Annotated in this window: 11 protein-coding genes and 6 rRNA genes; 3 read left to right on the plus strand and 14 right to left on the minus strand. The window is 43.2% G+C overall.

Annotated elements, in window-relative coordinates:
• Positions 1-46: 46 nt before the first annotated feature.
• The gene (locus MHI40_RS16845; RefSeq protein WP_340763628.1) at positions 47-1,009 is read right to left on the minus strand and encodes a D-2-hydroxyacid dehydrogenase family protein; all 963 of its coding nucleotides are present in this window, start codon (positions 1,007-1,009) and stop codon (positions 47-49) included.
• A gap of 12 nt (positions 1,010-1,021) precedes the next feature.
• Positions 1,022-1,756: a sulfite exporter TauE/SafE family protein gene (locus MHI40_RS16850; RefSeq protein ID WP_093538216.1), complete on the minus strand. Its 735-nt coding sequence runs from the start codon at positions 1,754-1,756 to the stop codon at positions 1,022-1,024.
• Between the two features lie 163 nt (positions 1,757-1,919).
• On the opposite strand from MHI40_RS16850, the gene MHI40_RS16855 reads away from it, so the two are divergent.
• Positions 1,920-2,921, plus strand: a complete 1,002-nt coding sequence (locus MHI40_RS16855; RefSeq protein WP_445678344.1) for a PQQ-dependent sugar dehydrogenase — start codon at positions 1,920-1,922, stop codon at positions 2,919-2,921.
• Between the two features lie 104 nt (positions 2,922-3,025).
• Here MHI40_RS16855 and MHI40_RS16860 read toward each other — a convergent pair whose 3' ends face one another.
• The gene (locus MHI40_RS16860; protein WP_340763630.1) at positions 3,026-3,520 is read right to left on the minus strand and encodes a GNAT family N-acetyltransferase; all 495 of its coding nucleotides are present in this window, start codon (positions 3,518-3,520) and stop codon (positions 3,026-3,028) included.
• A gap of 51 nt (positions 3,521-3,571) precedes the next feature.
• On the opposite strand from MHI40_RS16860, the gene MHI40_RS16865 reads away from it, so the two are divergent.
• A complete protein-coding gene (locus MHI40_RS16865) occupies positions 3,572-4,714 on the plus strand; it encodes an FAD-dependent monooxygenase (protein ID WP_340763631.1) in 1,143 nt (380 codons plus the stop codon).
• A 31-nt stretch (positions 4,715-4,745) separates the two neighbouring features.
• Here the strand turns inward: MHI40_RS16865 and MHI40_RS16870 are convergent, their stop codons facing one another.
• From MHI40_RS16870 to MHI40_RS16885, 4 genes are read right to left on the minus strand one after another with little or no spacing between them, the layout of a single operon-like run.
• Positions 4,746-5,435: a hypothetical protein gene (locus MHI40_RS16870; protein ID WP_340763632.1), complete on the minus strand. Its 690-nt coding sequence runs from the start codon at positions 5,433-5,435 to the stop codon at positions 4,746-4,748.
• Complete coding sequence (locus MHI40_RS16875; RefSeq protein WP_340763633.1) at positions 5,432-6,163, minus strand: hypothetical protein; 732 nt, start codon at positions 6,161-6,163, stop codon at positions 5,432-5,434. The genes MHI40_RS16870 and MHI40_RS16875 overlap by 4 nt, the downstream gene beginning before the upstream one ends.
• The gene (locus MHI40_RS16880; RefSeq protein WP_340763634.1) at positions 6,147-7,034 is read right to left on the minus strand and encodes an ABC transporter ATP-binding protein; all 888 of its coding nucleotides are present in this window, start codon (positions 7,032-7,034) and stop codon (positions 6,147-6,149) included. Before MHI40_RS16880 ends, MHI40_RS16875 begins: the two co-directional genes overlap by 17 nt.
• Complete coding sequence (locus tag MHI40_RS16885; RefSeq protein WP_093538209.1) at positions 7,031-7,405, minus strand: GntR family transcriptional regulator; 375 nt, start codon at positions 7,403-7,405, stop codon at positions 7,031-7,033. The genes MHI40_RS16880 and MHI40_RS16885 overlap by 4 nt, the downstream gene beginning before the upstream one ends.
• Before the next feature lie 172 nt (positions 7,406-7,577).
• On the opposite strand from MHI40_RS16885, the gene MHI40_RS16890 reads away from it, so the two are divergent.
• Entirely contained in the window at positions 7,578-7,931 is a 354-nt protein-coding gene (locus MHI40_RS16890) for a VOC family protein (RefSeq protein ID WP_340763635.1), read from the plus strand.
• Positions 7,932-7,991: 60 nt separating this feature from the next.
• Here MHI40_RS16890 and rrf (MHI40_RS16895) read toward each other — a convergent pair.
• From rrf (MHI40_RS16895) to MHI40_RS16925, 7 genes are all read right to left on the minus strand, one after another.
• A 5S ribosomal RNA gene (gene rrf / locus MHI40_RS16895) occupies positions 7,992-8,107 on the minus strand.
• A 189-nt stretch (positions 8,108-8,296) separates the two neighbouring features.
• Positions 8,297-11,225: ribosomal RNA gene (locus tag MHI40_RS16900) — 23S ribosomal RNA — on the minus strand.
• A 195-nt stretch (positions 11,226-11,420) separates the two neighbouring features.
• A 16S ribosomal RNA gene (locus MHI40_RS16905) occupies positions 11,421-12,974 on the minus strand.
• Together the 16S, 23S and 5S rRNA genes form the textbook arrangement of a ribosomal RNA operon.
• A gap of 478 nt (positions 12,975-13,452) precedes the next feature.
• A complete protein-coding gene (locus tag MHI40_RS16910) occupies positions 13,453-14,913 on the minus strand; it encodes a spore germination protein (RefSeq protein ID WP_340763636.1) in 1,461 nt (486 codons plus the stop codon).
• A gap of 583 nt (positions 14,914-15,496) precedes the next feature.
• Positions 15,497-15,612 (minus strand): 5S ribosomal RNA (rrf, locus tag MHI40_RS16915).
• Positions 15,613-15,721: 109 nt separating this feature from the next.
• Positions 15,722-18,650: ribosomal RNA gene (locus MHI40_RS16920) — 23S ribosomal RNA — on the minus strand.
• A 195-nt stretch (positions 18,651-18,845) separates the two neighbouring features.
• A 16S ribosomal RNA gene (locus tag MHI40_RS16925) occupies positions 18,846-20,399 on the minus strand.
• Between the last annotated feature and the right edge of the window lie 901 nt (positions 20,400-21,300).

A 21,300-nucleotide genomic window follows, 5' to 3' on the forward strand; every position in this document is an offset into this window, starting at 1 on the left:
CGGAGAGTTCGTGTGAACTCTTTAGATAGCCTTTCCTTTTTTCTATTTATAATAGTAAAGAACGAATCACTCTCCCATCCAAGTACGCCTGTATATCTTCCACCGCTTCTTCGTAGTATGTAGTGTAGTTTTTCTCTGTCACATATCCTAAATGTGGAGTAGCTAATACATTTGGCATTGTTCGGAAAGGATGGTCTTGAGGTAATGGCTCGAGGTCGAATACATCTAATCCTGCTCCGGCAATCCAATTTTTATGGAGCGCTTGTATAAGTGCTTGCTCGTCAATTATAGCTGCTCGAGATGTATTGATTAAATAAGCAGAGCTTTTCATAAGCTTTAAGTCCTTCTTACTAATAAGTCCTCTAGTTCTGTCGCTTAATACGAGATGAATAGAAATGTAATCACTTGTCTCTAACAACTCTTCTTTTGAATTTGCCAATTGAACACCTAGCTTATCTGTTTGCTCCTTCGTTAAGTTTTGACTCCAGGCGATGACATCCATTCCAAAGGCTTTTGCTATAGTTGCCATTCGCCCTCCTATTTTACCGAGCCCAAGGAGACCTATACGCTTCCCATATAAATCTGTCCCAACTGTACTCTGCCATAATCCATTGCTACGAAGTTCAGCGTTTTCTTTTACAATATGACGTGCCAAGTTTAGTATTAAAGCCCATGTTAACTCAGTTGGTGGCTCAGAAGAGCTCGCAGTTCCACACACAGCGACTCCATGCGCAGAAGCAGCCTCAAGGTCAATCGATGCATTTCTCATTCCAGTAGTAATCAGTAATTTAAGCTTCGGTAACTTTTTGAAGAGTGTTGCTCCAAAAGGTGTACGCTCACGCATAATAATTACTATCTCCGCATCACGAATGGAATCTACTAATTCATCTTCATCATTAAAGTGCTGAGAAAATGATACAACGTCGACCTTCTCTGTAATACTTGACCAATCTGCACTTTTTAACGCAACTTGCTGATAATCATCTAGAATAGCACAGCTTATCCTCATACTAATTTCCCCCTATCTCAAATAGTCCACAACAATTTGCACTAAAAGCAATATAGTTACCACACGTAATAATGGCTTCACATGCTTTGCCTTTAATTTTCGTGCAAGTCGAAGTCCAAGCTGCGCTCCAAGTATCGCCCCTAGCATTAGGGCAAATGTAACCGGCCACATTATTTTACCAGTAGAAATATACGTAATGGATGCTCCAAAGCAACTAGAAAACACACCAATTCGAGCAAGTCCTACTGCACGTATATAGGCAATTTTTTCACTCGCATATAAATATAGCGCTAATGTGCTGCTCCCTGGACCGAACATGCCGTCGTACATACCAATTCCCAACAAAGCTGGAGCTGTTTTTTTGTTTAGTTGAAAGATTTCCGTGCCGCCAAAATTTCCTTTTCCCATAAAGGAAGTAATAAAGGCAAAGCTCAATAAAATAATAGCAATTATCGTCAGTACCTCACCACTTAGAAAAGATGCTATCAGCCCTCCTATTATTCCTCCTCCTAAACAAAATACTAATACGGAAAGTGCTTCCTTACCCGTTACCTCTTTTTTAGTGAAGATTACTAGAAAACTTGAAAGCGAACTAACTGTATTAGAGACTTTATTTGCCCCAATGGCTGAATGCACTGGCAGACCCATTAATAACATCATTGGTAAACTTATAAGCCCCCCGCCTCCAACTAATGTGCCCACTACATTTCCTACAATTCCTATGATGAAAAAGATTAAAAACTCCATTTAACTGCCTTCTTTCAAAATCCGCTTCTGTGTATTTAGCATACATTGACTAATGTCATAAGTAAATTCGATAGTTATTATCGTTTTACATAGGAAAAACTTATCATTCTTGGAAGGATTAATTGTTCTCTTAAGGGAACTAGTAATACATGGAGGGATTATGATGAAAAAGTGGATGCTAGTTATTTCCCTAGTTTTATATGGTTGCGCAGAGGAAACTAAAAAATCACCTACCGAGGGTCCCATTGCAGAAAAGATCGCAACTTATTTGAATATCCCCTGGTCTATCAATTTACAGGACGATACATTTTATATATCAGAAAGGGTCGGAACGATTGCACGTATACAAGATGACCATGTTGTACATGAGCCCGTTCAACTTTCGGATAGTCTTTCCTCTGTATCTGAAGCAGGACTACTCGGCTTTGCGCTGAAACCTGACTTCCCTGAAACTGGTGAAGCTTATGCTTACTATACGTATGACATGAATGGAAAACCCTTTAACAAAATCGTGACTATTCAACGCCAAGATGGGCAGTGGCAGGAAATTGCCATTCATTTGGACGGCATTGAGACCGGCAATATACATCACGGTGGGCGTTTAGAAATTGGTCCAGACGGGTCTTTATATGTAACTGTCGGAGACGCTGGAAACCCAATTAATGCGCAGGATCCAGCTTCACTAAATGGGAAAATTCTTCGTATGAAAGATAATGGTGCTTTTGAAATATTCTCTATGGGGCACCGCAATCCACAAGGTCTCGCTTGGAATGCGGCGGGAACACTATATGAAGCGGAACATGGTCAGTCAGCAAATGATGAAATCAATTTGGTTGAACAAGGCAAAAACTACGGCTATCCAATCATTGAAGGAGAGGAAACGGAAGAAGGACTTGAATCACCTATTATCACTACTGGTAGCAAGGAAACCTGGGCACCTTCAGGCATTACCTTTCACCAAGGAAAATTATATGTAGCGACTCTCCGCGGTGAATCTATTAAAATACTGAATGTGGAAACTGGCGAGGTGGAGCAATCGATTACTGGGTTCGGACGAGTACGAGACGTATTCTCTGATGGGGAATCACTCTATTTCATCACCAATAACACGGATGGCCGAGGAACACCTAGTGAAGATGATGATGTACTATATAAACTAAAATAACAGGTATGATCGATCGATTATTGCGCGTGATCGATCGATGTTTGGAAGGCATCGATCGATTCCCCCGTGGGATTGATCGATTTTCCTTCCACATCGAACAATTATCACACGTTATTGATCGATTCTAAACAAATCCTTTTTGACATAGCAATTTGAATACCAGATCTTCCATTAAAACGTCTGCCCTCATCTATAAAACCTGATTTAATATACACTGCCTGGGCAGCAATGTTTGCTTCATTCACTCCTAGAACGATTCTGTTTACATGTGGAAAATGCTTCGCCACAAAAGATTGAAGCAGTATCATTGATGCTTGCGCAATTCCCTTCCCCTGATAATCTGGATGAATGGAATATCCCCTTAGTAAAATACTCTCTTCAATATCTGTGTAATGAAATTTATCCTCACCGGTATCTAGTACGAAAAAGCCAGCAACTTGATCATCTTCCGTTATAATAATGGGAGTATACGATGCATTTATATTAGCTCGCTCTAGCAATTCTAATGGATGTCCCGTAAATGAAAGTTGCTCCACAGATAGCGGATAATTTTCTAATGGTTTTCTATAACTGTCATTATACATAGTTAGATTTATCATGATTATCACCCCTTTAGATTAGAATATCACAGGAGGAGGAGGTTTTACCAAATGAAAATAGCAATAATAGGCGGGGGTATTGGAGGGCTCTGTGCTGCCGTAACCTTACAAAAACAAGGTTTTTCTGTTCAGGTATATGAAGCTAGTCCAACTTTTCAACCTGTCGGCGCTGGTATTGGAATAGGCTCTAATGCTTTGCAAGCACTGATGGAAATTGGTGTTGGGGAAGAGATATTTGCGAATGGTCATGCTCTTCATCAACAGGTATTTCTAGATACCTATGGGAATACACTCAATACGATAGATCTTACCGTACTAAAAGAGCTTTATGGACAAGAGAATATTACCATTCACCGAGCTGATTTACATAAGATTTTTCTGATAGCACTTAAACCAGATACACTTCATTTCAATAAAAATTACATATCTGTCGAGCAAAATGATAATCAAGTAACTGTCTATTTCGAAGACGGTATAACTGTGACCGCCGATATGCTCATAGCTGCCGATGGTATTCATTCATCTATACGGCAACAACTACTACCTGGCTCTGTTACTCGATACGCCGGCTACACATGTTGGAGAGGAATAACAGAGAACAATGGAAGAATTGATGAATACACATCTTCGGAATATTGGGCGACACAAGGAAGATTTGGGATGGCCCCGATGAAAAATGGCTTGATATATTGGTTCGCCTGTATTAATACAACGGCTAAAAATCCACAATTTCAAAAGCTCACTGCTCCGGAAATCGGTGATATATTTGACCATCTTCCAAAAGTTGTACACAACATAATTACAACTACATCTCTCGAGAGAATTCTTCACCATGACTTGTCTGATATTAAACCACTGCGGCAATTTGTTTTTGGAAGAGTAGTTCTTCTTGGAGATGCTGCTCATGCCACTACACCCAATATGGGGCAAGGAGCAGGACAGGCTATTGAGGATGCCATCGTTTTAGGTAACGGCTTTAAACAATTTGAACATGTGGATAAGGTGTTAGCATTTTATGAAGAAAAGCGAGTTGCACGAACTGCCAAAGTAATTAGGCTTTCTCGTCAAATTGGAGAAATCGCTCAAATCCAATCTCGCCCAATTGTCAGTGTTCGAGACTTTTTATTCCCTTTTATCCCTTCTAAACTTTTAATGAGACAATTGAAATTCTTATTTGATGTAAAACTAAAATAAAGTGCTCGAGTAGCAAGCACTTTATCTATAGTTAATACATTTGAAGCCCCAATGGATCCACGATCTCTATATGCTTCGGGACTTTTAAGTGAATATACGTGAAACCTCTTACCATCCTAATCTCCATGGTATCCGTTTGCTGAAATACGTTTAACTCATTAGAAAACTGTTCGAATGTAAACTCTTGCTCCACAGGCTCATGTATAACTAACTCATTCCCCGTCCATTCTGCTTCATGAAGGGGAATCTTATCTTCTATTTTTAATCCATATAAATTTATATGAGACCGGTATACCTTTCCTTCAATCTCTTGAGCAGTAGAGTCTATCCATTCCACTACCACTTTTGTAGAATATGAGTCATTTCCTATATATCCAAGAGTTAATGTGTTCCCACTTAGTTCATGAGTCCATTCTTCTTTAAGAAACTTCTGACTCAATTTGTTCTCTTCTTGTTTTAGTAACTTTTCTTCAAATACTTCGTTTTCTGTTTGTAATTGCTGTAATTGTTCTTCGGATAATTGTTCTACTATCGGTTCCTTTGGTAGTATTTCATATACAACTCCAACACCGATTAATAAACTGAAGTAGATCATTATCACAATTTTATTTAGACATAGACTCCCTTTATATTTTACTTTCTTCGTTATATAAAGAACTATAAGTATTCCAATGACTACAGGTATTAACCCAATAAAGAATATCATCCAAGTATTACTCATACTCTAACCCCCAAACGGTTAGAAATTGCAGTGGATGTCGCAAAGATCAATATCGCTATACCAAAAGTTTTTGCAACCAATATTAGCAATGAACTGTTCTCTACAAAAATGATTTCTGATATCCTTATCCAAGTCCCTGTCAGCAACACCATAATAATAATTACTAATGCCCCAAAGAACAGTAGCTTATGCATTTGAAACAAAGTGCCAGCTATATATCCTAACGAGCTGAACATCCATAAGAAAATAATCATCGCTAGAATAGTTAATAAAGAATTCATAGGATCATCTAGAATAGTAGGACCTTCTACAAACTCATTAGTACTATTAAACGTTAAAAAGATACGCATTAGATAAACTGTAAAGTAAGTAGTCACCCCTGCATAACAACTAAAAATCAATAAAACGATACAATTAGCTATATTGCCACTTAGACGAGTAGCTACAAACGAAAAGTCATCATAGCGGTATGCTCTTGTTGTAATTAGATTACCAACTGAAATAGCTAATAATGAGACAAAAATGAATCCTGAATCGATTGATGATATATTCAAATTAATAGATATATTATTAATGGAAGTTCCACTACTTGACCACCCAGTAGCAAAAAGTATCCCTAACACCTGTAAAATAATTAGTGAGTAGATCAATCCGCTATAAGCACTTAGCTTAAACTTTACCTGAGATAATACTACACTCGTTAGGCTAATGTTACTTAAAAACATCATCGATTCCCCCTTTGCTCTCACTCGTCATGTACATGCATACCTCACTGGCAGTTAACATCTGAATGTTGGCACCTTCTAAGCGAGCTCTTTTCAGCTTCGAATTTTTTTTAACCACTGCATATTGCTTTTGCTCATCAACTCTTTTTGAATGAAGAACTTCTTCCCCTGCTGTCCATTTTTCCACATCTGCAACTGGACCCTGAATAGCTACCGCATATTCCTTCACTTCATCTAAGTCTGCATGAAGAACAACTTTCCCTTTATGAATCAATAATATATCCTCTAGTAAATGCTCTATTTCTGATAAATGGTGACTAGATATTAAAATAGAGCGAGGATGTGCAATATAATCCTTTAGTAAAGCTCTATAAAAGTCTGTCCGAACCGCTTCATCCATTCCGTTTGTTGGCTCATCAAACATCGTTAACTCACAATGTGTAGACAATCCGAAAATCATATTAAACGTAGCTCTTGAACCTTTGGATAACTTAGAATGCTGTTGCTTGGAATCCAGTTTAAAGTATTGAAATAACCGATTGGCAAGTTGTGTATCCCACTTTTTATAAAAAGCTGGCGCACTTCGCAATATCTCTTCTAAGGTAAGTGAGTCTGGAAAAGTCATTTGATCATCCACTAAAATACTGTTTGCAGAAACCAGTAAATTATTATAAGGGTTTTTTCCAAATACATTTACTTCACCAGATTTATGCTTAGTTAAGCCTGCCAATATTTTGAGCAAAGTTGTCTTCCCCGCACCATTACGACCAATAAGTCCTGTAATTTTTTGATCTGTCAGTTGAAAAGTAATATCTTCTAAAGCATTAGTTCTTCGATAACCCTTGCTTACCTTTTGACAATCTATCACATTCACTGGATCTCCTCCTCACATTTATGGATGAGTTGTATTAATTCCGCTTTTGTTACTGATAACCTTTTCGCTTCTAAAACAATGTCTGTTACCATTTTCGTAAGTGTTTCATTTCTCCGTTTTTCCAGAATCATCATTTTGGCCTCTGGTGCTACGAACATCCCAAGTCCCCTCTTCTTATATAATGTCATTTCCTCTACAAGTATCGTTAGTCCCTTAGCAGCTGTAGCTGGATTTATATTGAAAAGCTCTGCCAACTGATACTGAGAGTATACTTTTTCGTTAGCCGTAAAACGCTCTGCAATAATTTCATTCTCCAACCATTCTGCAATTTGCACATATATTGGCTTACTGCTGTCGTTACTTAATATCACCTGAGGTTAATCTCCTCTCTCCTAAAAATCAGTACATTAGTGTTGTAATGTAGTATATAATATTAACTGTCATTTGTCTAGTTATATTTGGGCCTATGCATAGGCAAGTATTTTAAAGGAATTTGCAATGAAATAGAGAATAGATATATATAAGAAATGAGGGAAATTATTTATGAAATTAGGACAAGTAGCGATAAATGTGGAAAATGTGGAAAGAGCGGTTACATTTTATAAGGATGTTATTAATTTATCTCTGTTATTTGAAATGGATGGTCTAGCTTTTTTTCAATGTGGAGATACACGACTTCTCTTAAGTCGAGCTGAAAAAGAAGAATTCAATCACCCCAGCTCAGTGTTATATTTCCAAGTGGAGGATTTAAATAGCGAGGTTTTGAGAATGAAGGAGGCAGGAGCTACTTTCATTGATGAACCACATATGGTAGCAAAGGTAGAGGATACAGAAACCTGGATGACATTCTTTAAAGATACAGAAGGAAATACACTTGCATTAATGAACGAACGTTAATTTTTCAAAAACAAAAAAGAAGTCGTCACCGATATAACTCGGTAACGACTTCTTTTTGGTGCCCAGCGACGTCCTACTCTCACAGGGGGAAACCCCCAACTACCATCGGCGCTGAAGAGCTTAACTTCCGTGTTCGGTATGGGAACGGGTGTGACCTCTTCGCCATCATCACTAGACTCTTTCGGCTTCCAATATACGGCGCATTGCGTTGTCAACTTCATTCGATCTGTCAGTCACGTACGTTAGTACGTTCCTTCCTTCTCTCACTTGTTTCCTAGCACTGCTTGTATCTTGAAACCCTCATGTAAAATAGAGTGCTTGTTCACTCAAAACTGGATAAACGACATTGTTACGTTAAACAAAATTTGGTTAAGTCCTCGATCGATTAGTATTCGTCAGCTGCACGTGTCGCCACGCTTCCACCCCGAACCTATCTACCTCATCGTCTTTGAGGGATCTTACTTACTTGCGTAATGGGAAATCTCATCTTGAGGGGGGCTTCGTGCTTAGATGCTTTCAGCACTTATCCCGTCCACACATAGCTACCCAGCGATGCTCTTGGCAGAACAACTGGTACACCAGCGGTGTGTCCATCCCGGTCCTCTCGTACTAAGGACAGCTCCTCTCAAATTTCCTACGCCCACGACGGATAGGGACCGAACTGTCTCACGACGTTCTGAACCCAGCTCGCGTACCGCTTTAATGGGCGAACAGCCCAACCCTTGGGACCGACTACAGCCCCAGGATGCGATGAGCCGACATCGAGGTGCCAAACCTCCCCGTCGATGTGGACTCTTGGGGGAGATAAGCCTGTTATCCCCGGGGTAGCTTTTATCCGTTGAGCGATGGCCCTTCCATGCGGAACCACCGGATCACTAAGCCCGTCTTTCGACCCTGCTCGACTTGTAGGTCTCGCAGTCAAGCTCCCTTCTGCCTTTACACTCTTCGAATGATTTCCAACCATTCTGAGGGAACCTTTGGGCGCCTCCGTTACACTTTAGGAGGCGACCGCCCCAGTCAAACTACCCGCCTGACACTGTCTCCTACCCGGGTTACGGGTATGGGTTAGAATTTCAATACAACCAGGGCAGTATCCCACCGACGCCTCCTCCGAAGCTGGCGCTCCGGGCTCTAAGGCTCCTGCCTATCCTGTACAAGTTGCACCAAAATTCAATATCAAGCTATAGTAAAGCTCCACGGGGTCTTTCCGTCCTGTCGCGGGTAACCTGCATCTTCACAGGTACTATAATTTCACCGAGTCTCTCGTTGAGACAGTGCCCAGATCGTTACGCCTTTCGTGCGGGTCGGAACTTACCCGACAAGGAATTTCGCTACCTTAGGACCGTTATAGTTACGGCCGCCGTTTACTGGGGCTTCAATTCGCACCTTCGCTTGCGCTAAGCACTCCTCTTAACCTTCCAGCACCGGGCAGGCGTCAGCCCATATACTTCACCTTACGGTTTTGCATAGACCTGTGTTTTTGCTAAACAGTCGCCTGGGCCTATTCACTGCGGCTCTTCTAGGCTATGAACCCAAAAGAGCACCCCTTCTCCCGAAGTTACGGGGTCATTTTGCCGAGTTCCTTAACGAGAGTTCTCTCGCTCACCTTAGGATTCTCTCCTCGACTACCTGTGTCGGTTTGCGGTACGGGCACCTTTCACCTCGCTAGAGGCTTTTCTTGGCAGTGTGAAATCAGGAACTCTAGACATACGTCCTCGCCATCACAGCTCAATGTTAAAGAATGCGGATTTGCCTACATTCACACCTTACTGCTTGGACATGCATAACCAACAGCATGCTTACCCTATCCTTCTGCGTCCCCCCATTACTCAAACGGTGGTTTGGTGGTACAGGAATATCAACCTGTTATCCATCGCCTACGCCTATCGGCCTCGGCTTAGGTCCCGACTAACCCTGAGCGGACGAGCCTTCCTCAGGAAACCTTAGTCATACGGTGGACGGGATTCTCACCCGTCTTTCGCTACTCATACCGGCATTCTCACTTCTAAGCGCTCCACCAGTCCTTCCGGTCTGACTTCAACGCCCTTAGAACGCTCTCCTACCACTGATACCAAAGGTATCAATCCACAGCTTCGGTGATTTGTTTAGCCCCGATACATTTTCGGCGCAGCGTCACTCGACCAGTGAGCTATTACGCACTCTTTAAATGATGGCTGCTTCTAAGCCAACATCCTGGTTGTCTAAGCAACGCCACATCCTTTTCCACTTAACAAATACTTTGGGACCTTAGCTGGTGGTCTGGGCTGTTTCCCTCTTGACTACGGATCTTATCACTCGCAGTCTGACTCCCAAACATAAATCATTGGCATTCGGAGTTTGTCTGAATTCGGTAACCCGGGATGGGCCCCTAGTCCAAACAGTGCTCTACCTCCAAGATTCTAACGTTTGAGGCTAGCCCTAAAGCTATTTCGGAGAGAACCAGCTATCTCCAGGTTCGATTGGAATTTCTCCGCTACCCACACCTCATCCCCGCACTTTTCAACGTGCGTGGGTTCGGACCTCCAGTAAGTGTTACCTTACCTTCATCCTGGACATGGGTAGATCACCTGGTTTCGGGTCTACGACCACATACTCATTCGCCCTATTCAGACTCGCTTTCGCTGCGGCTCCGTCTTCTCGACTTAACCTTGCATGGGATCGTAACTCGCCGGTTCATTCTACAAAAGGCACGCTATCACCCATTAACGGGCTCTAACTACTTGTAGGCACACGGTTTCAGGATCTATTTCACTCCCCTTCCGGGGTGCTTTTCACCTTTCCCTCACGGTACTGGTTCACTATCGGTCACTAGGTAGTATTTAGCCTTGGGAGATGGTCCTCCCAGATTCCGACGGAATTTCACGTGTTCCGCCGTACTCAGGATACACTCAAGAGAGAATGAATTTTAGACTACGGGGCTTTTACCCTATCCTGCGGACCTTTCCAGATCGCTTCGTCTAACTCATTCCTTTGTAACTCTATGTAGAGTGTCCTACAACCCCAAAAGGCAAGCCTTTTGGTTTGGGCTATTCCCGTTTCGCTCGCCGCTACTCAGGGAATCGAATTTTCTTTCTCTTCCTCCAGGTACTTAGATGTTTCAGTTCCCTGGGTGTGTCTCAGATGCGCTATGTATTCACGCAAATGTACTGCTCCATTACGAACAGTGGGTTTCCCCATTCGGAAATCTCCGGATCAAAGCTCACTTACAGCTCCCCGAAGCATATCGGTGTTAGTGCCGTCCTTCGTCGACTCCTAGTGCCAAGGCATTCACCGTGCGCCCTTATTAACTTAACCTAAAAGTTAAAAAGTCTTACACGTTGTGATTACGTAAATAATCACAACAGAATTTCTTGTTGTTTATTGTTTCAATGTCGTTTTATCCAGTTTTCAAAGAACAAGAGTTGAATCTTCATATAAAATGAACATTCAAAACTGAACTGCAAAACGTTAAGATACGAATAAAAATTCGTATTCCGATATTATCCTTAGAAAGGAGGTGATCCAGCCGCACCTTCCGATACGGCTACCTTGTTACGACTTCACCCCAATCATCTGTCCCACCTTCGGCGGCTGGCTCCCGTAAGGGTTACCCCACCGACTTCGGGTGTTACAAACTCTCGTGGTGTGACGGGCGGTGTGTACAAGGCCCGGGAACGTATTCACCGTGGCATGCTGATCCACGATTACTAGCGATTCCGGCTTCATGTAGGCGAGTTGCAGCCTACAATCCGAACTGAGAACGGTTTTATGGGATTTGCTCACCCTCGCGGGGTTGCGACCCTCTGTACCGTCCATTGTAGCACGTGTGTAGCCCAGGTCATAAGGGGCATGATGATTTGACGTCATCCCCACCTTCCTCCGGTTTATCACCGGCAGTCACCTTAGAGTGCCCAACTAAATGCTGGCAACTAAGATCAAGGGTTGCGCTCGTTGCGGGACTTAACCCAACATCTCACGACACGAGCTGACGACAACCATGCACCACCTGTCACCGCTGTCCCCGAAGGGAAAAGCCTATCTCTAGGCCGGTCAGCGGGATGTCAAGACCTGGTAAGGTTCTTCGCGTTGCTTCGAATTAAACCACATGCTCCACCGCTTGTGCGGGCCCCCGTCAATTCCTTTGAGTTTCAGTCTTGCGACCGTACTCCCCAGGCGGAGTGCTTAATGCGTTAGCTGCAGCACTAAGGGGCGGAAACCCCCTAACACTTAGCACTCATCGTTTACGGCGTGGACTACCAGGGTATCTAATCCTGTTTGCTCCCCACGCTTTCGCGCCTCAGCGTCAGTTACAGACCAGAAAGCCGCCTTCGCCACTGGTGTTCCTCCAAATCTCTACGCATTTCACCGCTACACTTGGAATTCCGCTTTCCTCTTCTGTACTCAAGTCCCCCAGTTTCCAATGACCTTCCACGGTTGAGCCGTGGGATTTCACATCAGACTTAAAGGACCGCCTGCGCGCGCTTTACGCCCAATAATTCCGGACAACGCTTGCCACCTACGTATTACCGCGGCTGCTGGCACGTAGTTAGCCGTGGCTTTCTAATGAGGTACCGTCAAGGTACGAGCAGTTACTCTCGTACTTGTTCTTCCCTCACAACAGAGTTTTACGATCCGAAAACCTTCTTCACTCACGCGGCATTGCTCCATCAGACTTTCGTCCATTGTGGAAGATTCCCTACTGCTGCCTCCCGTAGGAGTCTGGGCCGTGTCTCAGTCCCAGTGTGGCCGATCACCCTCTCAGGTCGGCTACGCATCGTCGCCTTGGTGAGCCGTTACCTCACCAACTAGCTAATGCGCCGCGGGCCCATCCTGTAGTGACAGCCGAAACCGTCTTTTAACATCTCCCCATGTGAGGAAATGGATTATTCGGTATTAGCCCCGGTTTCCCGGAGTTATCCCAATCTACAGGGCAGGTTGCCCACGTGTTACTCACCCGTCCGCCGCTAAATCAGAAGAAGCAAGCTTCTTCGTCATTCGCTCGACTTGCATGTATTAGGCATGCCGCCAGCGTTCGTCCTGAGCCAGGATCAAACTCTCCATAATAGTTCACTTCCAGTATGCAGAGCACATTGAAAGCGAACAAATTAGAACTAGTTTAAAAGCTCATTTTGTTTTGCTGGCATCATCATTAAATGATGTCCAAAATTGTTTTGCTATCATACTAACAAGTTAGCTGAAAGCTATGTTTCTTAACGTTTTGCATGTTCAGTTTTCAATGTTCATGTTGTTGTGATGTCGTTTCGACAACTTATATATCATATCAATTCCTGATGTGATTGTCAACAACTTTTTTTAAATTGTTTTTTTGTTTAACGTCACTTGTTTAAGTGACAACTTGATAACTATACCACTTATAATGGTCATTGGCAAGGTCTTTTCCAATTTTCTTTTAGAATTCTATATTTAATGTAAGAACAGCTACTTTCCCTCCTGTTCCTACTATATGAAGAGATATGTATAGCGTTCTCTAAATAGTAAAAGCCAGTTATCATTAATAGCCAGCTGGCTTAAGTAAATACGGTTAATTATCATCTGGAAAGCTATGTTTACTGTTTGCTAATTTTTTCAAATCACCTCTATACAAAGTGTCTTTAAGTTCCATATATCTAAAAGGAATGAAGGGTGAAAGATATGGGACGCCTATTGATTTCAAACTAATCATATAAAAAATTAATACAGTTGCCCCTATAAATATTCCATCGGAACCTAATAAGTAACCAATCAAAATGAAACCAATTCTTAATATCCTTATTGATCCTAAAAGTCCCTTATTCGCAAGTACCAACGCAGATACACACGACATTCCTACTACAATAAGAGATACCGGATGTATTAACGTAGCCGAAACTGCTACGTCTCCGAGTAAAATAGCTCCTATAATTGATATTAAAAAAATGGCACTTTTGGGAACTCTGAAAGTTGCATCTATAAATAATGCTAATATTATGTTGAGTATTAATACTTCCCAAATCGTTGGTAAGAGCTCGTCCTTTGTAAATAATGCTTCATAGATTTTTGGGGGTACATAATCTTTACCATGTTTATCTAAGGCAATATAGATACCAGTAGAAAAAATAGCTATAAGAAATGAGAAAAAACGCATCAATCGAATTGTAAAACGTCCAAAACTAACATTATATTCATCTGGAGATTGAAATAATTCAGCGAATAAAGATGGGGCAATAATCACTTGCGGAGTACCGTCTACTAATACAATTACACGACCTTCAAAAAGAGCTGAAGCTGCTGAATCAGGACGTTCTGAAGATACTGTTAAAGGAAAAAATGACTTTGACTTACCTTCTATTATTTCAGCAACAACCTTTGCTTCTAAAATATATTTAACATCCAATTTCTCAATTCTATTACGTACTTCTTTTAATATTCCTTTATCTACAATACCATTGATGAAGAGTAGAAAAACATCTGTTTTAGCTATGGTTCCAAAAGTCATTTTTTGCACGCTAAATTGTTCCGTTTTAATAATTCCTCTCAAGATGTTAATGTTAGTTTTCGCTTTTTCAGAAAACCCTAAAGCAATTCCTTTAGGTGAACGTTCGCCTAGCGATTCCTCAACTGATCTTTCTACCCAATTAGCAACCTCAACAATGATAACTTCATGAAATCCGTCTATAAGTAAAACTGCGTTACCTTGGATAATAGCACTCAATAATTCTTGGTATGAATCGGTTACTTTTACTCCTGGAGTAGTAAGGATTGTATTAGATACATAACTTATTAATTCTTTACTTTGCGATTTATCTATATTTAAATTCTCTGCCAATGGCAGAATAACGGACTCCTGTAATAAAGTAGTATCAATAATACTATCTAAGTAGACTAGTTTTAATTTCTTCTCTTGTGATATTTCTTTATTTAGACCAACTGTCATTTCTCTAATCATTAAATCTGATGTATTATTGAAGCTCATTTTAATACGCTCTATATTAGTCTGAAGTTTATCTTGTAATAAATCCTCCATTGCATAATAACCACCTAATTGTTTATGTATATATTATGGGCTAAACCATTATTAGTTAAACAATAAGAGAGGGTCCAAAAGAACAATGCACTCCCTCATTTCGGTTGTTTTTTATTATACAACTAAACTGTATTCGTTAATTCAATAAGAAAAAGGCTTTACACCTTCTAGTAGAAGAAGGATTTTGTAGCAGACATTTAAATCAGTAATATTATCCTTTTATTAGGAGAGCATTGAGTCAGAATTAACTTCAGGCTTTTAACTTAAATAATAAACCAAAATGGTATTTAAGTTATTCAACTAACCTGCTGCGTTATTTGAAGAGTAACACTTCACAAACTATGAAAAACCAACCTGCATGTTTAACATAGCTTAAGGAAACTACATTCTCCTTTTTAATTCGTTAACACTCCAGAGCACGAAAGCGAATAGCCGACAGATTTTTTCGGCAGCTACACTCGAACTCTTCGTTTCTCAACTTGCTCGTACACTTTCTTATATAGTAACTGCCTTCGGCTTATTTTTTCAGTAAACAAAAAAAGAAGTCGTTACCGATATAACTCGGTAACGACTTCTTTTTGGTGCCCAGCGACGTCCTACTCTCACAGGGGGAAACCCCCAACTACCATCGGCGCTGAAGAGCTTAACTTCCGTGTTCGGTATGGGAACGGGTGTGACCTCTTCGCCATCATCACTAGACTCTTCGGCTTCCAATTTACAGCGCACTGCGTTGTATCTTGAAATCCTTATAAATAGAGTGCTTGTTCACTCAAAACTGGATAAACGACATTGTTACGTTAAACAAAATTTGGTTAAGTCCTCGATCGATTAGTATTCGTCAGCTGCACGTGTCGCCACGCTTCCACCCCGAACCTATCTACCTCATCGTCTTTGAGGGATCTTACTTACTTGCGTAATGGGAAATCTCATCTTGAGGGGGGCTTCGTGCTTAGATGCTTTCAGCACTTATCCCGTCCACACATAGCTACCCAGCGATGCTCTTGGCAGAACAACTGGTACACCAGCGGTGTGTCCATCCCGGTCCTCTCGTACTAAGGACAGCTCCTCTCAAATTTCCTACGCCCACGACGGATAGGGACCGAACTGTCTCACGACGTTCTGAACCCAGCTCGCGTACCGCTTTAATGGGCGAACAGCCCAACCCTTGGGACCGACTACAGCCCCAGGATGCGATGAGCCGACATCGAGGTGCCAAACCTCCCCGTCGATGTGGACTCTTGGGGGAGATAAGCCTGTTATCCCCGGGGTAGCTTTTATCCGTTGAGCGATGGCCCTTCCATGCGGAACCACCGGATCACTAAGCCCGTCTTTCGACCCTGCTCGACTTGTAGGTCTCGCAGTCAAGCTCCCTTCTGCCTTTACACTCTTCGAATGATTTCCAACCATTCTGAGGGAACCTTTGGGCGCCTCCGTTACACTTTAGGAGGCGACCGCCCCAGTCAAACTACCCGCCTGACACTGTCTCCTACCCGGGTTACGGGTATGGGTTAGAATTTCAATACAACCAGGGCAGTATCCCACCGACGCCTCCTCCGAAGCTGGCGCTCCGGGCTCTAAGGCTCCTGCCTATCCTGTACAAGTTGCACCAAAATTCAATATCAAGCTATAGTAAAGCTCCACGGGGTCTTTCCGTCCTGTCGCGGGTAACCTGCATCTTCACAGGTACTATAATTTCACCGAGTCTCTCGTTGAGACAGTGCCCAGATCGTTACGCCTTTCGTGCGGGTCGGAACTTACCCGACAAGGAATTTCGCTACCTTAGGACCGTTATAGTTACGGCCGCCGTTTACTGGGGCTTCAATTCGCACCTTCGCTTGCGCTAAGCACTCCTCTTAACCTTCCAGCACCGGGCAGGCGTCAGCCCATATACTTCACCTTACGGTTTTGCATAGACCTGTGTTTTTGCTAAACAGTCGCCTGGGCCTATTCACTGCGGCTCTTCTAGGCTATGAACCCAAAAGAGCACCCCTTCTCCCGAAGTTACGGGGTCATTTTGCCGAGTTCCTTAACGAGAGTTCTCTCGCTCACCTTAGGATTCTCTCCTCGACTACCTGTGTCGGTTTGCGGTACGGGCACCTTTCACCTCGCTAGAGGCTTTTCTTGGCAGTGTGAAATCAGGAACTCTAGACATACGTCCTCGCCATCACAGCTCAATGTTAAAGAATGCGGATTTGCCTACATTCACACCTTACTGCTTGGACATGCATAACCAACAGCATGCTTACCCTATCCTTCTGCGTCCCCCCATTACTCAAACGGTGGTTTGGTGGTACAGGAATATCAACCTGTTATCCATCGCCTACGCCTATCGGCCTCGGCTTAGGTCCCGACTAACCCTGAGCGGACGAGCCTTCCTCAGGAAACCTTAGTCATACGGTGGACGGGATTCTCACCCGTCTTTCGCTACTCATACCGGCATTCTCACTTCTAAGCGCTCCACCAGTCCTTCCGGTCTGACTTCAACGCCCTTAGAACGCTCTCCTACCACTGATACCAAAGGTATCAATCCACAGCTTCGGTGATTTGTTTAGCCCCGATACATTTTCGGCGCAGCGTCACTCGACCAGTGAGCTATTACGCACTCTTTAAATGATGGCTGCTTCTAAGCCAACATCCTGGTTGTCTAAGCAACGCCACATCCTTTTCCACTTAACAAATACTTTGGGACCTTAGCTGGTGGTCTGGGCTGTTTCCCTCTTGACTACGGATCTTATCACTCGCAGTCTGACTCCCAAACATAAATCATTGGCATTCGGAGTTTGTCTGAATTCGGTAACCCGGGATGGGCCCCTAGTCCAAACAGTGCTCTACCTCCAAGATTCTAACGTTTGAGGCTAGCCCTAAAGCTATTTCGGAGAGAACCAGCTATCTCCAGGTTCGATTGGAATTTCTCCGCTACCCACACCTCATCCCCGCACTTTTCAACGTGCGTGGGTTCGGACCTCCAGTAAGTGTTACCTTACCTTCATCCTGGACATGGGTAGATCACCTGGTTTCGGGTCTACGACCACATACTCATTCGCCCTATTCAGACTCGCTTTCGCTGCGGCTCCGTCTTCTCGACTTAACCTTGCATGGGATCGTAACTCGCCGGTTCATTCTACAAAAGGCACGCTATCACCCATTAACGGGCTCTAACTACTTGTAGGCACACGGTTTCAGGATCTATTTCACTCCCCTTCCGGGGTGCTTTTCACCTTTCCCTCACGGTACTGGTTCACTATCGGTCACTAGGTAGTATTTAGCCTTGGGAGATGGTCCTCCCAGATTCCGACGGAATTTCACGTGTTCCGCCGTACTCAGGATACACTCAAGAGAGAATGAATTTTAGACTACGGGGCTTTTACCCTATCCTGCGGACCTTTCCAGATCGCTTCGTCTAACTCATTCCTTTGTAACTCTATGTAGAGTGTCCTACAACCCCAAAAGGCAAGCCTTTTGGTTTGGGCTATTCCCGTTTCGCTCGCCGCTACTCAGGGAATCGAATTTTCTTTCTCTTCCTCCAGGTACTTAGATGTTTCAGTTCCCTGGGTGTGTCTCAGATGCGCTATGTATTCACGCAAATGTACTGCTCCATTACGAACAGTGGGTTTCCCCATTCGGAAATCTCCGGATCAAAGCTCACTTACAGCTCCCCGAAGCATATCGGTGTTAGTGCCGTCCTTCGTCGACTCCTAGTGCCAAGGCATTCACCGTGCGCCCTTATTAACTTAACCTAAAAGTTAAAAAGTCTTACACGTCGTGATTACGTAAATAATCACAACAGAATTTCTTGTTGTTTATTGTTTCAATGTCGTTTTATCCAGTTTTCAAAGAACAAGCGTTGAATCTTCATATAAAATGAACATTCAAAACTGAACTGCAAAACGTTAAGATACGAATAAAGATTCGTATTCCGATATTATCCTTAGAAAGGAGGTGATCCAGCCGCACCTTCCGATACGGCTACCTTGTTACGACTTCACCCCAATCATCTGTCCCACCTTCGGCGGCTGGCTCCCGTAAGGGTTACCCCACCGACTTCGGGTGTTACAAACTCTCGTGGTGTGACGGGCGGTGTGTACAAGGCCCGGGAACGTATTCACCGTGGCATGCTGATCCACGATTACTAGCGATTCCGGCTTCATGTAGGCGAGTTGCAGCCTACAATCCGAACTGAGAACGGTTTTATGGGATTTGCTCACCCTCGCGGGGTTGCGACCCTCTGTACCGTCCATTGTAGCACGTGTGTAGCCCAGGTCATAAGGGGCATGATGATTTGACGTCATCCCCACCTTCCTCCGGTTTATCACCGGCAGTCACCTTAGAGTGCCCAACTAAATGCTGGCAACTAAGATCAAGGGTTGCGCTCGTTGCGGGACTTAACCCAACATCTCACGACACGAGCTGACGACAACCATGCACCACCTGTCACCGCTGTCCCCGAAGGGAAAAGCCTATCTCTAGGCCGGTCAGCGGGATGTCAAGACCTGGTAAGGTTCTTCGCGTTGCTTCGAATTAAACCACATGCTCCACCGCTTGTGCGGGCCCCCGTCAATTCCTTTGAGTTTCAGTCTTGCGACCGTACTCCCCAGGCGGAGTGCTTAATGCGTTAGCTGCAGCACTAAGGGGCGGAAACCCCCTAACACTTAGCACTCATCGTTTACGGCGTGGACTACCAGGGTATCTAATCCTGTTTGCTCCCCACGCTTTCGCGCCTCAGCGTCAGTTACAGACCAGAAAGCCGCCTTCGCCACTGGTGTTCCTCCAAATCTCTACGCATTTCACCGCTACACTTGGAATTCCGCTTTCCTCTTCTGTACTCAAGTCCCCCAGTTTCCAATGACCTTCCACGGTTGAGCCGTGGGATTTCACATCAGACTTAAAGGACCGCCTGCGCGCGCTTTACGCCCAATAATTCCGGACAACGCTTGCCACCTACGTATTACCGCGGCTGCTGGCACGTAGTTAGCCGTGGCTTTCTAATGAGGTACCGTCAAGGTACGAGCAGTTACTCTCATACTTGTTCTTCCCTCACAACAGAGTTTTACGATCCGAAAACCTTCTTCACTCACGCGGCATTGCTCCATCAGACTTTCGTCCATTGTGGAAGATTCCCTACTGCTGCCTCCCGTAGGAGTCTGGGCCGTGTCTCAGTCCCAGTGTGGCCGATCACCCTCTCAGGTCGGCTACGCATCGTCGCCTTGGTGAGCCGTTACCTCACCAACTAGCTAATGCGCCGCGGGCCCATCCTGTAGTGACAGCCGAAACCGTCTTTTAACATCTCCCCATGTGAGGAAATGGATTATTCGGTATTAGCCCCGGTTTCCCGGAGTTATCCCAATCTACAGGGCAGGTTGCCCACGTGTTACTCACCCGTCCGCCGCTAAATCAGAAGAAGCAAGCTTCTTCGTCATTCGCTCGACTTGCATGTATTAGGCATGCCGCCAGCGTTCGTCCTGAGCCAGGATCAAACTCTCCATAATAGTTTACTTCCAGTATGCAGAGCACATTGAAAGCGAACAAATTAGAACTAGTTTAAAAGCTCATTTTGTTTTGCTGGCATCATCATTAAATGATGTCCAAAATTGTTTTGCTATCATCCTAACAAGTTAGTTGAAAGCTATGTTTCTTAACGTTTTGCATGTTCAGTTTTCAATGTTCATGTTGTTGTAATGTCGTTTTGACAACTTATATATCATATCAATTCCTGATGTGGTTGTCAACAACTTTTTTAAAATTGTTTTTTGTTTAACGTCACTTGTTAAAGTGACAACTTGATAACTATACCACTTATAATGGTAGTTGGCAAGGTCTTTTCGTATTTTCTTTTAGAATTCTATATTTTATACAAGAACAGCTATGTCTCACTCCTGTTCCTACTATATATAAAAGGGGTTTATTTAAGGGAACTACCCTCCTCTTCAATTCCAACTGTTATATCATCTCCAATTAACAAAAGGTATATTCTCCGTCCGTAGCTTTTTCTATTTCCTTTTTGTAGATCATCTTACATACCTTCTTATAGAGTTAAACAGTCTTCTACTTTCGTTATTGAATAAAATTAATCCCCAATAGTTAAATACCAATAGATCCTTTAAGGTTTAATCTCTTACTTTTTCATTTAATAACTCTAGAGTCTTAACCCAAATTAATCATATTTATTCCCAATTCTTATACAAAAAAATCCCTTAATGTCTGACTCCGCAACGAATCTTTTAGACCCCCGAAACCTCCAACTACCTTTGGCGCTAGTTCTTAACTTCTGTTCCTGACAGATTTCTCCGGCAACGGTACTCGAACTCTTCGTCTCTCAACTTGCTCCTACAGTAACTGCCTTCGGCTTATTTAAAAACAAAAAAAGAAGTCGTTACCGATATAACTCGG

The sequence above is a fragment of the Psychrobacillus sp. FSL H8-0510 genome (assembly GCF_038008345.1).
In the GTDB taxonomy this organism is placed as follows: Bacteria; Bacillota; Bacilli; order Bacillales_A; family Planococcaceae; genus Psychrobacillus; species Psychrobacillus psychrotolerans.

Coding starts and splice junctions, on each gene's coding strand:
- MHI40_RS16845 (WP_340763628.1), bottom strand. CDS start 1,009: ATGAGGATAAGCTGTGCTATTCTAGATGATTATCAGCAAGTTGCGTTA.
- MHI40_RS16850 (WP_093538216.1), bottom strand. CDS start 1,756: ATGGAGTTTTTAATCTTTTTCATCATAGGAATTGTAGGAAATGTAGTG.
- MHI40_RS16855 (WP_445678344.1), top strand. CDS start 1,920: ATGAAAAAGTGGATGCTAGTTATTTCCCTAGTTTTATATGGTTGCGCA.
- MHI40_RS16860 (WP_340763630.1), bottom strand. CDS start 3,520: ATGATAAATCTAACTATGTATAATGACAGTTATAGAAAACCATTAGAA.
- MHI40_RS16865 (WP_340763631.1), top strand. CDS start 3,572: ATGAAAATAGCAATAATAGGCGGGGGTATTGGAGGGCTCTGTGCTGCC.
- MHI40_RS16870 (WP_340763632.1), bottom strand. CDS start 5,435: ATGAGTAATACTTGGATGATATTCTTTATTGGGTTAATACCTGTAGTC.
- MHI40_RS16875 (WP_340763633.1), bottom strand. CDS start 6,163: ATGATGTTTTTAAGTAACATTAGCCTAACGAGTGTAGTATTATCTCAG.
- MHI40_RS16890 (WP_340763635.1), top strand. CDS start 7,578: ATGAAATTAGGACAAGTAGCGATAAATGTGGAAAATGTGGAAAGAGCG.
- MHI40_RS16910 (WP_340763636.1), bottom strand. CDS start 14,913: ATGGAGGATTTATTACAAGATAAACTTCAGACTAATATAGAGCGTATT.